Source organism: Vibrio sp. 1078-1, from assembly GCF_033340475.1.
Window position 1 is genome coordinate 140,089 of the sequence record NZ_JAWOWM010000004.1, and the last position, 17,469, is coordinate 157,557.

The following is a 17,469-nucleotide window of genomic DNA, read 5'->3' on the forward strand; positions in this document are numbered from 1 at the left end:
CCTTAGCTTTCGGCTTTATGTAGTTTTTCCTGATAGCGAGCGATGAAGCCTGCACTCTGTTCTTCAAGAGTTTGAACCAAACGACGACCTTTACTGTGTACGATGGTGTAAAGGAACAGCAATGGAATTGCGACAACCAGACCTAGCATGGTTGTAACAAGAGCTTCAGAAATACCGCCAGCCATCAGTTTAGGATCGCCAGTACCGAACAGAGTAATGGCTTGGAATGTGCCGATCATACCCATTACCGTACCCAGTAGACCAAGTAGAGGTGCTACAGAAGCAAATAGCTTGATTGAACTGATAAAGCGTTCAATGCTTGGAGCGTTACGTAGAATGATTTCGTCCAGCTTCGCTTCCAGATCTTCAAGGTTGTCACCTTTGTGCTCTTGGTAAGCCTGGATAACTTCACCCAATGGGTTACCAGGAATCACAGTTTCTGATTTCGCTTGCTTACGCATTTTACCGCCAATCACTTGAAGGCGTAGGAAGCAAACTAGAGCAATGATAGCGCCAACTGCACCCATACCAAGGATGACGTAACCTACAATGCCACCTTGATCAATACGTTCTTGAACGGTAGGGCTTTGTACAAGTAGAGACAGAATTACACCACGGGATGGGTCAATAAACAGTGGCTCATAGCTGTTTGACGCTGACTCAAAGCCCGCAACATGACGTGTAATATTGGTGCGAGGCTGTCGAGAGAGTTCTTCGAACTTACCTGTTTGAGGTACATAAGTAACGTACTTACCATCGGCAATCGCGTTAAATTCACCGACAAGAGTAACATCGCGAACCGCTTCTTTACCTTCGCCATAAACAACCGTTGCTTGGGTTGTTGCTGTCTCGCCTGAGGCAACCACTTGTTGAAGAATGGTATGCCAGAATGCTTCTAGCTCTTGTGTTGATGGCAGTTCTTTACTTTCAGCCAGTTTCGTTAGTAGAGCGTCACGCTCTGGGAACTGAACTGCGTTTTGAGAGGCTGCAAATAAGCCTTTAAACTCGCCCGCATATTGGCGGACCACACCAAACATTTCGCCCAAAGTACCAGAGCGAACACGTAAGGTTTCTGTTAGTTCAGTCAGCTGCTTATCGTTTTCATCAAATGTCGCTTTAAGTTGATCGCCCAGTGCTTGCTGTGAAGCTAGCTCTTCACGAGCCTGTTGCAATAATGCTGCTTGCTTATCTCGGTTGTTCTTGAACTCAGCTTCACGGGCTTTGTTCTCTTTTGACTCAACGATGCTTTCTGATTTTACGTTTTTGAGTAGTTCAGATAGGTTTTTAGGCGTTTCTGCTTGTACGCCTGAAGCCATAAATAAGCTCGCTAGTAGACCAGCGGCTAGAGTTTTGAATCCTTTCATCTCTTATTCCTCCCCAGCATATACAGGCAATTTGATTAGCGCTGGTGGCGCTTGCTTCTTCGCGATACGAAGGCCTTGCTGTACCGCTATGCGGTAGCTTTCCGGTAATGTTTCCCATTGACGTGTTTGTTGGTTCCACATACCTGTCTCACCACCGTCTGGAGATTGGAATAAAAGCGCCGTGCGACCAATACGTAGGAAGTCGTAAGTCACGGTTTCCCCATTTCTATCTAGGCTAGCTTTGTAAGATTCAATTGAGCGAGAGAAACCTTCTTCAATTTGGTAGGCTTCCATCACTTTACGGAATTTCTCAGAAGTCGTTACGTCGGCGCGATCCATGAGACGACGCAGTTCTTGGACACGTTTATTACGTTCTTTTTTCTGGAAAGGTAGATCGAGAGTCACAAACTCATCGAGTGCATCGATCATTTTAAGTGTTAGTGGCACTACTTCTGTTGCCGTTTGATCGATCTGAGCAATTTGGTTATTTAATGAGTCCAATTCACCTTGCTGTGATTGAACCATACGGTTAATTTGCTCGTTGTAGACTTTCATGCTGTCGATTTGACGTAGTAAGCCTTTGTATTCTGCCAACATGCCTTCAGTACTTTCGGCATAATTGTCGATTTTTTGTTGCGAAGCTTCTGAAGATTGATTTGCTTTTGCTTGTGTGGAAACGACAGCACCAGAGTTGGCCGCTATAGAGCTACTACTGATAGTAAGCAATGCTGCAGCTATGGCACTGAGACCAAATTCCTTGAATTTCATGGTTGCATCCTTGTCAGTGTTTTAGTCAGTCGAAAAGGGCGCGGAAAACCCGCGCCAAATATTTTTAGAAGTCGTATGATGCCTCGACGTATAGCTGACGTCCGATTGGATCGTCATACCCAGTTGCATAGAATGGAGAGGTATCGCTTAGAGGATCTGCAGGCGGTACTTTGTCAAACATGTTGATAGCACCAAGAGTTACACGACCACTCTCGTTGAATTGGTAAGAAGCCGTTAGGTTCCACGTTGTCATACTAGCGATTTCTGCTTTGTAACCCGCTTTTTTAGCAGAATCACAGTCATCAAAGTAGTAACGGTTTGCGTAGCTTGAACACATACGGTCGCGGTATTTACCAAATAGGTTGATAGCGACATCTTCATATGCCCAGCCAAGATTTAACGTTGCGGTGTATTCAGGCATGAAATCTCTTTCATCCGTTACAGGCTCGCTGTCGTTTTCTTGATATTCAGCAATCAAGATCTTCGTTACAGCAACACGCGTGTTAAATGAACCGAACTCATTAGTGTCGTATGCGTATTTGATCGCTAGGTCAATACCAGAACGCTCTTCATACGACTGGTTCACTGGACCATAGGATACCGACTTGATGGTGCCATCTGGGTTACGAACGACTTCAGTACCCGGGTATTTACCTGGATCGTTAATTACGTCTTGGTAAGTTGGTGCTGTTACGACGTCTTCCATCTTGATGTGGTACCAGTCAACAGTTACACCAAGATCATCCACAGGCTCCCACGCTAGGCCCAAGTTAATGTTTGTACTTGTTTCTTCTTTCAGCTCAGAGTTAGGGCCATTAAGCGTATCGAAGTACTGAGTATCACACTCTGGGTACTTGTCTTTATCTTGTGGGCCGCTACCACCAGCGTTGGCACAAAGCACAGGGTCAAAACCAGAACCAAAGCCTCGAGTTTGATCACCAAATAGTCGCTTCAAGTCTGGAGCTCGGAAGCCTAGACCGTAGCTACCACGTAGCAATAGGGTGTCAGTAGGACGGTATGCTAGGGCTACTTTAGGAGTGAATGCGCCGCCAGTTGCCGAGTCGTCGAAGTAGTGGTCGTAACGACCAGCGACAGTCATTTCTAAATCTTCAATGATAGGAATAAGAGCTTCAACACCAAGACCAATCTGATCACGGTCACCGCCGCCTGATGTTCCACCTAGACCAGAGAAACCACCAGCTGCTGTTGTCGCATCAATCGTCTCATTGTAGTCAGTACGGTTCCATTCACCATAAACAGCAAAGCCAGACATACCTGCAGGAAGTTCAACCAAATCACCAGCCAGTGAGCCGTTAACAGAGTAAAGCTTTGAGTAAGCTTCTTTGCTTGAAGTGCCGCTGTATTTGTCTACAACGTCTTGAGAGATAGGCCCTAGAAGATCGACATCACCATTTTGTACAGCTTGGTCGAGAGTTAGGAAGATTGCTGGGTTGCTTGTTTCAACGCTTTGCTCAGAGTAACCAGCGGATAGGTCCCAATCATACGTATCAGCAAGCAGGCCGTTCAAGCCTAAGGTTAAGCCAAAAGAATCGGCTTCAGTGTTACTTTCGCGTGGTCCAAATTCGACCATACGGCGAGTGTATTCGCCTTCGCCGCGGAAGTGAGTGGCATCAACTTCAACGCTGTAAGGGTTAGGTTCGAATTCAGATTCTGTAGACTTGTAGCCAAAACGGGCTTCTGCCATGGCAGTGACATTGTCGTTAATGTCCATTTCACCACGTAAAAGTAGGTCTACTTGTTTGTTTTCTGGTTTTAATGTTCGGTATGCAGAGCGGTTAACACCACACTTTCCATCCGCTCGTTCAATCGCGGCATCACCAACGACTTCTTTACAGGAAGAACCAGCATCAGCTGGTGTTAGAAGTGTTCCGTTGGCGCCTTCAAAGTTTGCACCGTAGCTAGAGTAGCCACTTAGCTGAGAACGGCTAGAACCGTCATCGCCAGCCCAATCATCTCGGTCAGATTGCTTTAGCATTTCGTTGCCCGCAAATTGGCCAACGAAGAGAATACGTTTGTCGTCAAAGTTTTTGCCAGCTACAACGTCTAAACGACCATTTTGGTAACCACCATCCGTCGCGTCACCCGCGCGTACTTTTACAGAAACGCCATCAAAGTCTTTCTTTAAAATGAAGTTTACGACACCACCGATTGCGTCGGAGCCGTAGATAGCAGAACCTGAGTCGGTCATTACTTCAACACGCTCAATAGCGGCGACAGGGATTTGGCCGATATCTTGGAAGTTAGATGTACCATCTTGTGCTAGCGGGTATTGAGGAAGACGACGGCCATCAATAAGAATCAATGTGCGTGACGCGCCAAGGCCACGTAAGTTGACTGACTGCGCTGCTGGTGTAAACGAGAAAGAGTCTGTTTGAGCCATTACACCACCTGTGTTTTGGGTCAAACTGTTCAATACGTCTTGCGCGCTGTTAAAGCCTTTAGACTCAATGTCTTTACTATTAATAACAGTAACTGGTGAAGGACCTTCCATATCCGTCGTGGAGATACGCGAACCAGTAACTTTCATCTTTTGAAGTTTTTCAACTTGCTGCTCTTCTGCCAGTGCTGTTGCTGGGGCTGCAACTGCTGCTGTCCCCAAAGCAAGGCTTATCGCAACAGATAAAGCGGTTGTGTTTTTATACATCCTTGTTGCTCCGATTATTATTATTTCCTATGTCTGGCCGCATAGCGGCCAAATGTGACGTTAATATTTCGTTAACGTTCGGCCAATGTATAACCGAGATGAAAAAAGGAAGTCAAACCAGTGGTAAACGGGGATGCTTAAATGTAAAAAAGATGTAAATAACCAGGCTTTGTTTAAAAGGCGGAATAAAAAACCGAATAAGGTTTATGCATCGAGATTAAATTTCAATAAAACACCGTATTTTGTGTTTCTTATAAACTTTAATGACTTATCTTGCCTATGGTTTTTTAGTGGGTAATTGAATCTGGAAAAAGATATTTTTCCAGTGAATTGTTCTGAGATGAGTTTTATATCGAATCCATACTTTGTTAGCTCGAACTTATTAGGTGGTATCAAAATATGATACCCATTGCTGTTAAAGGGCTCACTCGTATTTTTAGGTCAAATATAACCTTGGATTATGTGTCTATTTATGTGTGTAGGGTGCATTTTTATGTAGGGTTTTGGCTCTAAACAGCCTAGATTGATATTCTGTATGAATTATTTTTGTGGTTTTTTATAATTTTTTACAAAAACATTTCTGTTTTTCGACATCGAAGGAAGTTTGTCATGTTTTGGTTTCAAACACTTGAAGCTGATGTGGATTCAAGATAAATATGACGCTGAAATTATTGCAGTAGTAGAAAAGTCTAGCTCTTGAGGCGCAGGGAGTGTGCTTCAACAGTTTTAGTTACTACGAGATAAATATGCACCATTTTGGGCGGAAAATATCCTCTTTCACTCCGTTTGAACTGGACAGTAGACAAGGAGCAAGTTGTATATGCTGTCGTACTTTTTACGCCGTTTGGCGTTGGTTATCCCAACGTTTCTCGGGATAACTATTCTCATCTTTGCTATCACTCGTTTCGTGCCTGGCGGACCTGTTGAACGCATGTTGTCACAAATGCAGTCCCAGGGGGACGGCGCCGCATCAATGACGTCTGCGGGTGGTAATACGGCCCTTTCTGACGATCAAATCGCGGAGCTGAATGCGTTTTATGGCCTGGATAAACCAGTAACGGAAGCGTACGTCGAATGGTTAAGTCGTTTGGTAATGCTAGATCTTGGCGAGTCGACGCGTTACTACGAGCCTGTCTCGGACATGATCGCAGAGCGTTTGCCAGTGTCGTTGTTTTATGGCGGCATGACCTTCTTTATTAGTTATTTTATCTCGATTCCTCTTGGTTACTATAAGGCGCTCAAGCACGGTTCTGTGTTTGATTCCGCCTCTTCAGTACTCATTTTCGTAGGCTACGCGCTACCAGGTTATGTGGTGGGTGTATTGCTGATCACGTTATTTAGTTATCACTTGGAATGGTTTCCGATGGGAGGCTTTGTCGGCGATGACTTCGACGATTACGAAACCTTCTTTGAACGCGCTAAAGACATTATGTGGCATGCGGTGTTGCCTTTGATCTGTTACCTCATTGGTGATTTTGCCACGCTGACGATGACAATGAAAAATAACCTGATGGAAAACCTTTCCTCAGATTACATCCGCACCGCAATTGCGAAAGGATTACCTTTCAAAAAAGCAGTTCGTAAGCACGCGTTGCGTAACAGCTTAATTCCGATCGCGAGTCACTTTGGTAACTCTTTGTTGTTCTTCATGACCGGTGCCTTCCTGATTGAAGTTATCTTCAATATTGATGGCATTGGCTTATTGGGTTACGAATCAATCATGGAGCGTGATTACCCTGTTGTTATGGGTATTGTCGCCATTAATGCGTTGTTACTGCTCATTGGTAACATCATTTCAGATATTTGTGTTGCTTTAGTCGACCCACGTGTGAAGTTTGGAGCGTAACATGATTAAAGTTAGTCCATTAACTCAAAAGAAAATTCGTCACTTTAAAGAGATCAAACGAGGCTATTGGTCGTTTGTTGCTCTTTCTATCATGTTGATCCTTTCTCTATTCGCCGAACTTTTGATCAACAGTAAAGCGCTAGTCGTCAAGTACGATGGTAGCTACTATTTTCCTGTTGTCAGTGACGTACGTTTAGGTAGCGAATTCGGCCAAGAGTCATCCAGTGAAGCCGATTATCGTGTACTGCAAAAAGCGTTTGAGGCTGAAGGGGGCGACAACTTTGTTATTTTGCCGCTTGTGCCGTGGAACCCATACGAACAAGATTTTAGTGGTGATTTCCCGCCAACAGCGCCTAGTGCCGAAAATAAGCATTATTTAGGTACAGATGTGATAGGTCGCGATATTTTGGCGCGACTCGTCTACGGATTCAGAACGGCGATGGGATTTGCGTTGCTTACGATGGCCATTTCCTACGCGATCGGTACTGCAGTCGGTTGTGCTATGGGTTTTTGGGGCGGTAAATTTGACTTGTTTGTACAGCGACTTATCGAAATCTGGTCAATGGTCCCGTTTTTGTACGTCATTATGATTCTTGTCTCAATCGTTCAGCCGACGTTCGCTCTCTTTGTCGCTATTAACGTGCTTTTCACTTGGATGGGGATGACATGGTACATGCGGACCATGACCTATAAAGAAGCGGCACGAGAATATGTAATGGCGGCTCGTGCTTTAGGGGCATCGACCGGACGTATCTTGTTTAATCACATCTTGCCAAATACGATGGTGATGATTGTAACCCTAGCGCCTTTCACTATTGCAGCTAACATCACAGCACTGACTGCTCTCGATTACCTAGGATTAGGCTTGATGCCACCAACGCCAAGTTGGGGTGAACTACTGCAACAAGGTAAGTCAAACTTAGATTCGCCATGGATTGTTGCGTCAGTAGTGACTTCTATTGTTCTGGTTCTGGTAATGGTGACCTTTATTGGTGAAGCCATTCGAGCGGCTTTCGACCCGAAAAAATTCACACGCTATGTTTAAGCGAGCATTGTGAGCAAAACATAAAAAGGGAAGTTTTATGAAGAAATTATTTTTAGCGTCCACGCTGAGCGCCCTGAGTTTTGGTGCAATGTCAGCAACGCTTCCGACTGACTTAAACTGGCAAACAAACTGGGATGAGCCTCAATATGGTTCGCCAGAAGCGAAACGTGGAGGGACTTATCGCACCTTTATGTCAAGTTTCCCACAGACGTTACGTAGTGTTGGTCCAGACGCTAATGCAGGGCTACGTTCTTTTATCTTAGATGAAACACCAGGCTTGGTGGTCCGCCACCCAGATACTTTAGAGTTCATCCCTGAGCTTGCTAACGAGTGGGCGTTAGCAGGTGACAACAAAACGGTCTATTTCAAACTCAACCCTGAAGCCAAATGGTCGGACGGCAAACCTGTGACTGCCGACGATTTCGTGTTCATGCTGAAGTTTTATCGTTCCAAAGATATCTTGGAACCTTGGTACAACGATTACTACAACAAAACGATTGCGGATGTTATCAAGTACGACACTCACACGTTTGCTGTTAAGGCGGCGAAAGAGTTCAATCCGGAAGAATTGCTGTTACGAATGGGGGCTCTGCGCCCACGTCCCGCACATTTTTATGCTAACCCTTCAAAAGATGAAAATGGTGACGGTATACATGACAACTTTGTCCGCTACTACAATTTTAAAAGTGAACCAACGACCAGTGCATACTACCTAGATGACATTAAAAAAGGTAAAAGTGTGACCTTCAAACATGTCGGTGAAGACTGGTGGGGTTACAGCAATAAGTATTATCAACATCGCTATAATGTCGACAAAATCCGCATCACAGTGATTCGCGACAGTGATATCGCGATGAAGCACTTTGAGAAAGGGAAGCTGGATGCATTTGGTCTTGTTTTACCAAGCTTATGGCATGATAAATCGAATACGGAACCTTACCAAAAGGGATACATTCACAAGTTCTGGGGTTACAACCAATTTCCAGTTGGGGCTGGTGGTGTATGGATGAACACCGCGATGCCTTTGCTGGATGATTTAAACATTCGCAAGGGCATTACTTACGCGATTGACTTTGATGGCATGATAGAGAATGTCATGCGTGGCGACTACTCCCGTAAACCGAACCCGACCGGTTATGGTCATGGTAAATACACCCTACCAGATGCTAAGGCACCGAAGTTTGATCCCGCAAAAGCGGCCGAGGCATTCGAAGCCGCAGGCTTTAACAAAATTGGTTCTGATGGTATTCGTGTCAATGATAAAGGTGAGCGCTTAAGCTTCGAGCTGACCTACGGAACACCTGTTCATACTCCTCGTATTGCATTTTTGCGTGAGCAAGCCAAGCTAGCAGGGCTGGATATTGAGCTCAAGTTAGTTGATGGCTCATCTATGTTCAAATACGTACGTGAGAAAAAGCACGATTTGGCTTTCTTAGATATGGGTACGTCTGAGATCCCAACGTATTGGGAGTACTTCCATTCAGTCAATGCGAACAAGCCGCAAACTAACTCTTTCACAAACTACAGCACGCCTGAACTGGATGAAAAGATCATCGAGTATCGTTTTGGCATGGATATGGATAAAAAGATCCAGCTAGGTCATGAGATTCAGCGTGACATCATTGATGCTCACGTTATCGTCCCAGGCTACATGGTTCCTTATGTCCGCTATGGTCACTGGCGCTGGTTAAAGTTTCCAGATAAGCCAATGAATCGCATGACAGAGGCGCTGTTCAGTGGTGCAATCATAGGCGATGGCACTTACTGGATTGATAGTGATATCAAAAAAGAAACGAAACAAGCGATGAAGTCAGACAAAGCTTTTGAACCTGTCGTTGTCGTAGATGACTCTTATAAGCTGTAAGGATTGGTTATGGAAAACGATGTAATCCTAAGTGTTAAAGATCTCGAAGTTGAATTTACCACCGATGATGGGCCAGTGAAGGTTCTGCATGGTGTGAACTTTGATGTGCGAGCTGGACGTACACTCGGCCTGGTGGGAGAGTCAGGTAGTGGTAAGAGCGTAACCTCAATGTCGATCATGGGGCTATTACCTAAGCCATATGGCAACATCATTAAAGGTGAAGTGAATTATCGCGGCACCAACCTAGTTGATTTGCCTGCGGAAGAGATGTACGCCATGCGTGGCGATCGCATTTCGATCATCTTCCAAGACCCGATGACTGCGCTCAACCCAGTGCACACCATTGGTCGTCAAATATGTGAAGTGCTTGAGCTCCATCGACCTGAGCTCGACAAAAAGGAGCGGGAGGCGTACGCGATTGAGATGCTGGCAAAAGTAAAAATTCCAATGCCAGAGAAGCGATTGAATGAGTATCCCCATAACCTATCTGGTGGTATGCGCCAGCGTGTCATGATCGCGATGGCATTGGCCTGTAAGCCGGATATTCTGATTTGTGATGAACCGACTACAGCGTTGGATGTTACGGTTCAGGCGTCTATCCTTGAACTGATGAACGAGCTTCAGGAAGAAACGGGCATGGCGATGATCTTCATCACTCACGATCTCGGGGTTGTGGCAGAAGTGTGTGATGATGTTGCCGTGATGTATGGCGGACGTATTGTCGAAAAAGCAGAAATTTTTGAGTTGTTTGATAACCCGCAGCACCCATACACAGAGCGTTTGATGGGGTTGATGCCGAGCTTAGATAATGAGCCGAAGCAGATGATCGATATCAAGCCTATTGATGCCAGTATGTTTGCCAGTTAACTGGGCAAAGTGAACCAGTCATAAAAGAGGATGTTATGGCAAAAGAAGTATTAAGAATTGAAAATCTTAAGCAGCACTTTGTTTCTGGTAAAGGGCTGTTCAAGAAAGGCTACACCATCAAAGCGGTAGACGGGGTTTCACTGTCTGTTTCTGAAGGTGAAACACTGGGGCTAGTTGGTGAGTCAGGTTGTGGTAAAAGCACCCTTGGTCGCACGATCTTAAAGTTATACGAGCCAACAGAAGGTAAGATTTTCTTTGAAGGTAAAGACATCACTAAATTGTCTGTTAAAGAGATGCGCTCGCTGCGTAAAGACATGCAAATCGTCTTTCAAGACCCAATGGAGTCACTCAATCAGCGTCATACCATCGGTATGATTCTGGAAGAACCGTTTGTTATTCATAAAATTGGCACGCCAACAGAGCGTAAACAATGGGTAAAAGAGCTTTTAATCAAAGTGGGATTACCAGAAACGGCAGTAAACCGTTATCCACATGAATTTTCAGGCGGACAACGGCAGCGTATCGGTATTGCTCGCGCGATTGCATTGAAGCCTAAACTACTGATTTGTGATGAATCGGTATCTGCGTTAGATGTGTCGGTACAGGCGCAAATCTTGAACCTATTGCTACAACTGCAACAAGAAATGAATTTGGCGATCATATTTATCTCTCACGATCTCTCGGTGGTGAAACATGTTTCTGACAAAGTTGCCGTGATGTATTTTGGTAAAGTGGTAGAAGCAGGCAGTGCTAAAGAAATTTATGCAAACCCGCAAAACGAATACACCAAAAAACTCCTATCTGCGATTCCGATCACTCACCCTAAATATCGGAAGAAAAAGCGCGTAGCTGAAAAAAAGCAGCAAGTGGCGTAAGTGATGCCACAGGTCCTATAACACAAAAGCGCTCCGCCAAATAAGCGGAGCGTTTTTATAAGCAAATGCCAGGACTTGGAGTCGATTTGCACTGATGTTTATTCTGATTGATTGAAGATCGTTGCATGCTAAACTCAAGGCCTATTTTCTTTGTTTGGATAATGGACCATGCCGTCGAATTTACCGAAATCCTTTAGTCGACCTTTCCTGAAAATCTTCCATATTTTGGAGGCGGTGTTATTAGTCTCTATTACCTTGGCGACGTTGTACGCCATGATGCAAGAGTTTGTGCACGTATTTGTAGAGAAGCGTGTCTTACTCACGGATATTCTGTTGATGTTTATCTATCTGGAAGTGCTCGCCATGGTGCAGCAGTTCGTGATGAACGGTAAAATTCCGGTACGCTATCCTATCTACATCGCGATGATGGCCATCGCCCGCTACATCACACTCGGAATGAAAGAGCTGGATGCAGTTTTGGTTGTGTGGTTATCTCTGGCTGCGTTTATTTTGGCTGCGGCTACTTTGCTGATCAGAATTGGACACCATTATTGGCCCTACGTTGATAACAGTACCTTGGAAAAAGACGAATAAAAGAAAGCCCCGTATTAGCGGGGCTTTTTTGTTTCAATACTCGATGACTTTTAGATCATTCAATGTTTTGGATCTGCTCACGCATCTGTTCAATTAGAACTTTCAGTTCAACGCCCGATGCGGTGATGTCGGTGCTGATGGATTTCGACGCTAGCGTGTTCGATTCACGGTTGAACTCTTGCATCATGAAATCTAGACGACGACCCACTGCGCCACCTTTTTTCAGAATGTTTGTGGTTTCTTTTACGTGAGAATCAAGACGGTCTAGCTCTTCTGCTACGTCTGATTTCTGTGCCAGAAGGATAAGCTCTTGCTCGATACGAGATGGATCCAGTTCCACTTTAGCGTCTTCGAACTTCGAGAATAGTCGTTCACGTTGCCACTCTAGTATTTCTGGCATGCGTGCGCGCACTTTCACAACTTCTGATGTGATCGCTTCTAGGCGTTGCTCAATCAGCGCCTTCATGTTCTCGCCTTCACGAGCGCGCGCTTCAATAAATTCATCCATTGCGCCATCAAATGCTTCTAGTAGCACTTTATTTACCGCATCCATGTCTTGCTCTGGCGTTTCCATTACCCCCGGCCATTGCATGACTTGAAATGGATTGATTCGGCTCAGTTCACCAGTCATGTGCATGACTTGTTCAGCGGCTTTAATTACCTGGCTAGCAAGCGCTTCATTGATGCTAAGCTCACCTTTTGCGGCAGGGTTTGCTTCAAAACGCAGATTACATTCTACTTTGCCTCGCGCTAAGCGCTTACGAAAGCGCTCACGTAAAACGGGCTCTAACCCGCGAAATTGTTCTGGCATGCGGAAGTATGTTTCTAAATAACGCTGGTTCACGCTGCGGATTTCCCATACCGCAGAGCCCCAATCGCCTTTTACTTCTTTGCGTGCATACGCTGTCATACTGTAAATCATCGAATTTTCCTGTCTTCATTTTTTGAAAATTACTTCAAGAGTGTATCATGCTGCGTCGATAGGTGCGCGGGATGTATGGATTGTTTATGTTGTGCCAGCGGCGTAACCTATGAATCCGGAATCGATTCCGTTATAATCTTCGCCCAACCAAATCGTCTTCTCCTCATATTTAAGGTAGATGCCCATGCGTCCAAACGATCGCAAGGCGGATCAAGTTCGCCCTATCAAAATTACTCGTAACTACACAGCTTACGCTGAAGGGTCAGTGCTAGTTGAGTTCGGTAACACCAAAGTGTTGTGTAATGCGACCGTCGAAGAATCTGTGCCACGTTGGCTAAAAGGTCAAGGTAAAGGCTGGGTTACAGCTGAATACGGCATGCTACCTCGAGCAACACATTCTCGTACTCGTCGTGAGGCGGCAAGTGGCAAACAAGGCGGCCGTACGATGGAAATTCAGCGTCTTATCGCGCGAAGCCTACGTGCTGTTGTCGATCTAAAAGCCATGGGTGAGTTCATGATCACCGTTGACTGTGACGTTATCCAAGCAGACGGCGGCACTCGCACTGCATCTATCAGCGGCGCAAGTGTTGCAATGGCCGATGCGTTCCAACACCTAGTAGATAGCGGCAAGCTAAAAGCAAACCCAATGAAAGGCCACGTAGCGGCAGTTTCTGTCGGCTTACTAGGCGACGAAGTATTGTGTGATCTTGAATACGTTGAAGATTCAGCGGCAGACACAGACATGAACGTAGTAATGACCGAAGAAGGCAAGATGATTGAAATTCAGGGCACCGCAGAAGGTGAACCGTTCAGTCACGAACAGCTGATGGCATTGCTCGAGTCGGCGAAAGTCGGCATTACGGAAATTGTCGCAGCGCAGAAGGCGGCGTTAGCCAATTGATTTAGATAGCTCCCATTATGGGGGCTATTTTTTTATCTCGACAATAGAGAAATGAATGATTGTCGAGAAGAGACACAAGAAACCAAGGACATAGAGAGAAAATAATGAAAGCATACCAGCGTGAATTTATTGAGTTTGCACTTGAGAAAGAAGTTCTTAAGTTTGGTGAGTTTACTTTGAAATCTGGCCGTAAAAGCCCGTACTTCTTTAACGCTGGTCTTTTCAATACTGGTCGTGACCTAGCGCGTCTTGGTCGTTTTTACGCAGCAGCGCTTGCTGATTCTGGCATTGAGTTTGATGTGCTGTTTGGCCCGGCGTACAAAGGTATCCCAATCGCGACGACAACAGCAGTCGCGCTGGCGGATCACCACGATATCGACACGCCTTACTGCTTCAACCGTAAAGAAGCGAAAGATCACGGCGAAGGCGGTAACCTTGTAGGCTCTGCGCTTGAAGGTCGTATCATGCTAGTAGATGACGTAATCACAGCAGGTACTGCGATTCGTGAATCGATGGAAATCATTCAAGCAAATGGCGCAGACCTTGCTGGTGTGTTGGTTGCGATTGACCGCCAAGAAAAAGGCAAAGGTGAGTTGTCTGCGATTCAAGAAGTGGAGCGTGACTTTGGTTGTGCAATCATCTCAATCATTAGCCTGACTGACCTTGTGACTTTCCTTGAAGAGAAAGGCACAGACAAAGAGCATCTAGAAGCAGTCAAAGCGTACCGCGCAGAATACGGCATTTAATTGGTTACTTTTTCTGAAAAAGTAAAAAGGGCAGATGGATATTCATCTGCCCTTTTTTGTTTTTGGATTCATCGCCTTGACCACTTACTTATAGCGAATGCCTTTCTCGACATGCTCATCTTGCATGGTTTTATAGCGTTTATGGAGCCACATCCATTGCTCTGGAGCGCGTAGAATGACTTTTTCCACATACTTGTTCATATAAGCGGCAGCGGCGACTTCGTCTTTTTGTGGATAATCGGCTTCAATGCAGTTATCGGCGATGATGTCGTATTTTCCTTCGTCATTGCGAAATCCTGAGCCTGGGATGATCGCACATTTTGAGGTATACGCCAGAATGCTCGTGCCTGTTGTCGTACACGCATCGTCTACGGCAAAGAAGGGCACAAATACTGATTTTTTGCGACCGTAATCGTGATCCGGTAAATAGAACAGACGCTCACCGCTGCGTAAAACACGAATCATCTTTTTTACATCTTTACGATCAATCAGTTTATTGCCGTTATGTGTCCGTCCCCAATACTGGATAAAGTTATAAGCAGGATTATTATGCGGACGAAACGCACCGTACCCGGCCACGCCTAACACGGCGAAAGCACGCGCAGTGATCTCTAGATTAAGAGCATGGACACAACAAAGTAGGACGCCTTTACCTTCTTTGGCTTTTTCACGCAGTGCGCCGAGATCTTTCTCGACGATCAGGTTTTTAAAGCGCCAAGTCGGCCAGAACCAAGTGATTCCGGTTTCTATCAGTGCCATACCGGTATTTTTGAAGTTCTCTTCAACAATATGTTGAATCTCTTCAGGTGTTTTGTCTGGAAAGGCCAATTCTAAGTTACGCTGAGCAACGTGGACACGCTTTTTACCGTAGCGCATGCCAAGTTTGCCGAGTGAACGACCTAATGAAAGCAGCAGCCGATAAGGAAGAATATTGACGAGGATGGCCAACAGACCAAAACCAAGCCATACGCCCCAGTTACGAGGGTGAAGAAGTGAAAGAGAAAACTCGGGCTGCGTGTATTTGTCTTTACTCATAGTCTTTTACTTTATTTGTGCACTCAAAAGCGCCCAGTACTCGTCAAAGTTTGCAGTCGGCTGGTATTTAAAGTCGCTACGCACAAAGCGGTTTAGGCTCCCCTCAACTTGTCCCAGAATTTGCGCGGCTAGGATGCGCTCTTCGACAGGGAAAGACTTCCCTTCACGAATCTTACGTTCACGCAGGATTTGGCGCAATTGTGTTTCTATACGCTCAAAGAGTTGATTGATGCGTTCACGTAGACGTTCATTTTCAAACATTAGAGCATGACCCGACAAAATGCGTGTCAGACCTGGGTTACGTTCAGAGAACGCCAAAATAAGGTGCATCACCATACGAATACGCTCTAGTGTATCTTTTTCGTCGTCTAGAATACGGTTGATACGTGTCATCAAGGCTTCTTCAATGAACTCAATCAACCCTTCGAACATGCGCGCTTTACTTGGGAAATGACGATACAGCGCGGCTTCTGAAACGCCGACTTGCTTGGCCAGTTTTGCCGTAGTAATGCGTGAAGCGCCATCTGTTGATTCAAGCATTTCTGCCAATGCTTGTAAGATTTCTTCACGACGGTTGGATTTTTTACTGCCGGCCATTAGTTACTTCCTTTCAAAATACAAAGTTGAGCGGAGGGGATTATAAGACGCTATTTCGCCTCAAACTAGACCACTAAGGGTGGAATGGGAGATTTAACACCCTTAGTTGTCATTTTTGTACCAAATTTATGCCAGCTTTTGTAAAAAATTGGCAGGGTTTTCAAACGTTAGTTACATCAATTGATGCATTTTTTCGAGAATTTTAAAGCTCAATGCTTCTTTTGATTCCAAAGCGAGCGCAAGTTCACCTTCAGGCCAGTAAAGGGTAATTGCGTTGTCGTTGCTGTTAAATCCTTGCCCTGCAACCGAAACGTCGTTTGCACAGATCATATCGAGGTTTTTCTTTGTTAACTTGCCTCGAGCATAGGTCTCTACATCATTGGTTTCAGCCGCAAAACCGACGGTAAACGGACGCTTCTCCGTCATTGCTGCCACAGATGCAACAATATCAGGATTTTTAACCATATTAATGACCATTTCGTCGTTGTCTTCTGTCTTTTTCAACTTTTGAGACGCGATCGTTTGTGGGCGGTAGTCGGCAACGGCAGCGCAGCTAATAAAGGCATCATGCTGGTTTGCATGTGTCATAACGGCTTCGTGCATCTCTTGTGCACTGGAAACATTTATGCGCTCAACACCTACGGGCGTATTTAAACTGACAGGACCGCTCACGAGGGTGACTTTTGCTCCCATCTGCGCTGCGGCGCTCGCCAATGCATAGCCCATTTTCCCGGAGCTATGGTTCGTAATGTAACGCACTGGATCAATCGCTTCGCGAGTTGGTCCGGCGGTAATGAGTATCGACCTACCTTCTAGCAATTTTGGTTGAAAGAACTGTTCACATAGCTCTACTAGCTGCATTGGTTCCAGCATTCGACCTGGTCCTACATCACCACAGGCTTGCTCTCCTGCCGCAGGGCCCCAGATGTGCATACCACGACGCGCTAACGTAGCGATGTTCTCTTGGGTTGCGATATTGCGATACATCTGTTGATTCATCGCCGGAGAAACAGCAACAGGGGAATCCGTCGCGAGCACGAGCGTAGTAAGTAAATCGTTCCCCATGCCTGCGGACATGCGCGCGATTAAGTCCGCGGTCGCGGGCGCTAATAGCACTAAATCTGCCCATTTGGCCAATTCAATATGGCCCATAGAGGCTTCCGCTGCTGGGTCTAGTAAACTGTCCGAGACAGGACGGCCCGAAACGGCTTGCATGGTTAAAGGGGTAATGAACTCTTTTGCGGCTTTCGTCATTACAACTTGAACTTGCGCTCCTCTCTCTATGAGGCGACGGGTTAGCTCCGCACATTTATACGCGGCAATACCGCCACTGATGCCGAGTAGAATTTTCTTTCCTGCTAGTGTTTGCATGTGAGATCT

Annotated in this window: 15 protein-coding genes; 8 read left to right on the forward strand and 7 right to left on the reverse strand. The window is 45.6% G+C overall.

Features of this window, described 5'->3' with window-relative positions:
• Positions 1-2 precede the first annotated feature (2 nt).
• From R7190_RS10495 to R7190_RS10505, 3 genes are all read right to left on the reverse strand, one after another.
• Positions 3-1,364 carry a MotA/TolQ/ExbB proton channel family protein gene (locus tag R7190_RS10495; protein ID WP_017634999.1) on the reverse strand — a complete coding sequence of 454 codons (1,362 nt, stop codon included), beginning with the start codon at positions 1,362-1,364 and terminating at the stop codon, positions 3-5.
• Between the two features lie 3 nt (positions 1,365-1,367).
• Entirely contained in the window at positions 1,368-2,132 is a 765-nt protein-coding gene (locus R7190_RS10500; RefSeq protein ID WP_005379365.1) for a DUF3450 domain-containing protein, read from the reverse strand.
• Positions 2,133-2,196: 64 nt separating this feature from the next.
• Complete coding sequence (locus R7190_RS10505; protein WP_017634998.1) at positions 2,197-4,797, reverse strand: TonB-dependent receptor plug domain-containing protein; 2,601 nt, start codon at positions 4,795-4,797, stop codon at positions 2,197-2,199.
• Between the two features lie 820 nt (positions 4,798-5,617).
• Here R7190_RS10505 and R7190_RS10510 point away from each other — a divergent pair.
• The 6 genes from R7190_RS10510 (at position 5,618) to R7190_RS10535 (ending at position 11,888) form a co-directional block, all read left to right on the forward strand.
• A complete protein-coding gene (locus R7190_RS10510; protein ID WP_005384771.1) occupies positions 5,618-6,643 on the forward strand; it encodes an ABC transporter permease subunit in 1,026 nt (341 codons plus the stop codon).
• 1 nt (position 6,644) lies between these two features.
• The gene (locus R7190_RS10515; protein WP_005379369.1) at positions 6,645-7,688 is read left to right on the forward strand and encodes an ABC transporter permease; all 1,044 of its coding nucleotides are present in this window, start codon (positions 6,645-6,647) and stop codon (positions 7,686-7,688) included.
• Between the two features lie 37 nt (positions 7,689-7,725).
• Positions 7,726-9,552 (forward strand): extracellular solute-binding protein, encoded by a 1,827-nt coding sequence (locus R7190_RS10520; RefSeq protein ID WP_258487257.1) that lies wholly within the window; start codon positions 7,726-7,728, stop codon positions 9,550-9,552.
• 9 nt (positions 9,553-9,561) lie between these two features.
• Positions 9,562-10,419 (forward strand): ABC transporter ATP-binding protein, encoded by an 858-nt coding sequence (locus R7190_RS10525; RefSeq protein ID WP_080960121.1) that lies wholly within the window; start codon positions 9,562-9,564, stop codon positions 10,417-10,419.
• A gap of 35 nt (positions 10,420-10,454) precedes the next feature.
• Positions 10,455-11,294, forward strand: coding sequence for an ABC transporter ATP-binding protein (locus tag R7190_RS10530; protein ID WP_005379372.1), 840 nt, complete (start codon positions 10,455-10,457; stop codon positions 11,292-11,294).
• Between the two features lie 168 nt (positions 11,295-11,462).
• Positions 11,463-11,888, forward strand: a complete 426-nt coding sequence (locus R7190_RS10535) for a phosphate-starvation-inducible protein PsiE (protein ID WP_025768316.1) — start codon at positions 11,463-11,465, stop codon at positions 11,886-11,888.
• Between the two features lie 55 nt (positions 11,889-11,943).
• Here R7190_RS10535 and R7190_RS10540 read toward each other — a convergent pair whose 3' ends face one another.
• The gene (locus R7190_RS10540) at positions 11,944-12,810 is read right to left on the reverse strand and encodes a YicC/YloC family endoribonuclease (protein ID WP_005379378.1); all 867 of its coding nucleotides are present in this window, start codon (positions 12,808-12,810) and stop codon (positions 11,944-11,946) included.
• Positions 12,811-12,994: 184 nt separating this feature from the next.
• Between R7190_RS10540 and rph the strand changes: the two genes are divergently transcribed.
• Both rph and pyrE read left to right on the forward strand, forming a co-directional pair.
• Positions 12,995-13,711 carry a ribonuclease PH gene (gene rph / locus R7190_RS10545; RefSeq protein ID WP_031780917.1) on the forward strand — a complete coding sequence of 239 codons (717 nt, stop codon included), beginning with the start codon at positions 12,995-12,997 and terminating at the stop codon, positions 13,709-13,711.
• 104 nt (positions 13,712-13,815) lie between these two features.
• Positions 13,816-14,457 carry an orotate phosphoribosyltransferase gene (gene pyrE / locus R7190_RS10550; protein ID WP_104979943.1) on the forward strand — a complete coding sequence of 214 codons (642 nt, stop codon included), beginning with the start codon at positions 13,816-13,818 and terminating at the stop codon, positions 14,455-14,457.
• An 84-nt stretch (positions 14,458-14,541) separates the two neighbouring features.
• On the opposite strand, the gene R7190_RS10555 is transcribed toward pyrE, so the two are convergent.
• The 3 genes from R7190_RS10555 to coaBC all read right to left on the reverse strand — a co-directional run bounded on the left by R7190_RS10555 (position 14,542) and on the right by coaBC (position 17,460).
• Positions 14,542-15,492: a Kdo(2)-lipid IV(A) acyltransferase gene (locus R7190_RS10555; RefSeq protein WP_025768317.1), complete on the reverse strand. Its 951-nt coding sequence runs from the start codon at positions 15,490-15,492 to the stop codon at positions 14,542-14,544.
• A 6-nt stretch (positions 15,493-15,498) separates the two neighbouring features.
• Positions 15,499-16,089, reverse strand: coding sequence for a nucleoid occlusion factor SlmA (gene slmA / locus R7190_RS10560; RefSeq protein ID WP_005379386.1), 591 nt, complete (start codon positions 16,087-16,089; stop codon positions 15,499-15,501).
• A 171-nt stretch (positions 16,090-16,260) separates the two neighbouring features.
• Complete coding sequence (gene coaBC, locus R7190_RS10565) at positions 16,261-17,460, reverse strand: bifunctional phosphopantothenoylcysteine decarboxylase/phosphopantothenate--cysteine ligase CoaBC (protein ID WP_054574188.1); 1,200 nt, start codon at positions 17,458-17,460, stop codon at positions 16,261-16,263.
• Positions 17,461-17,469: the final 9 nt, after the last annotated feature.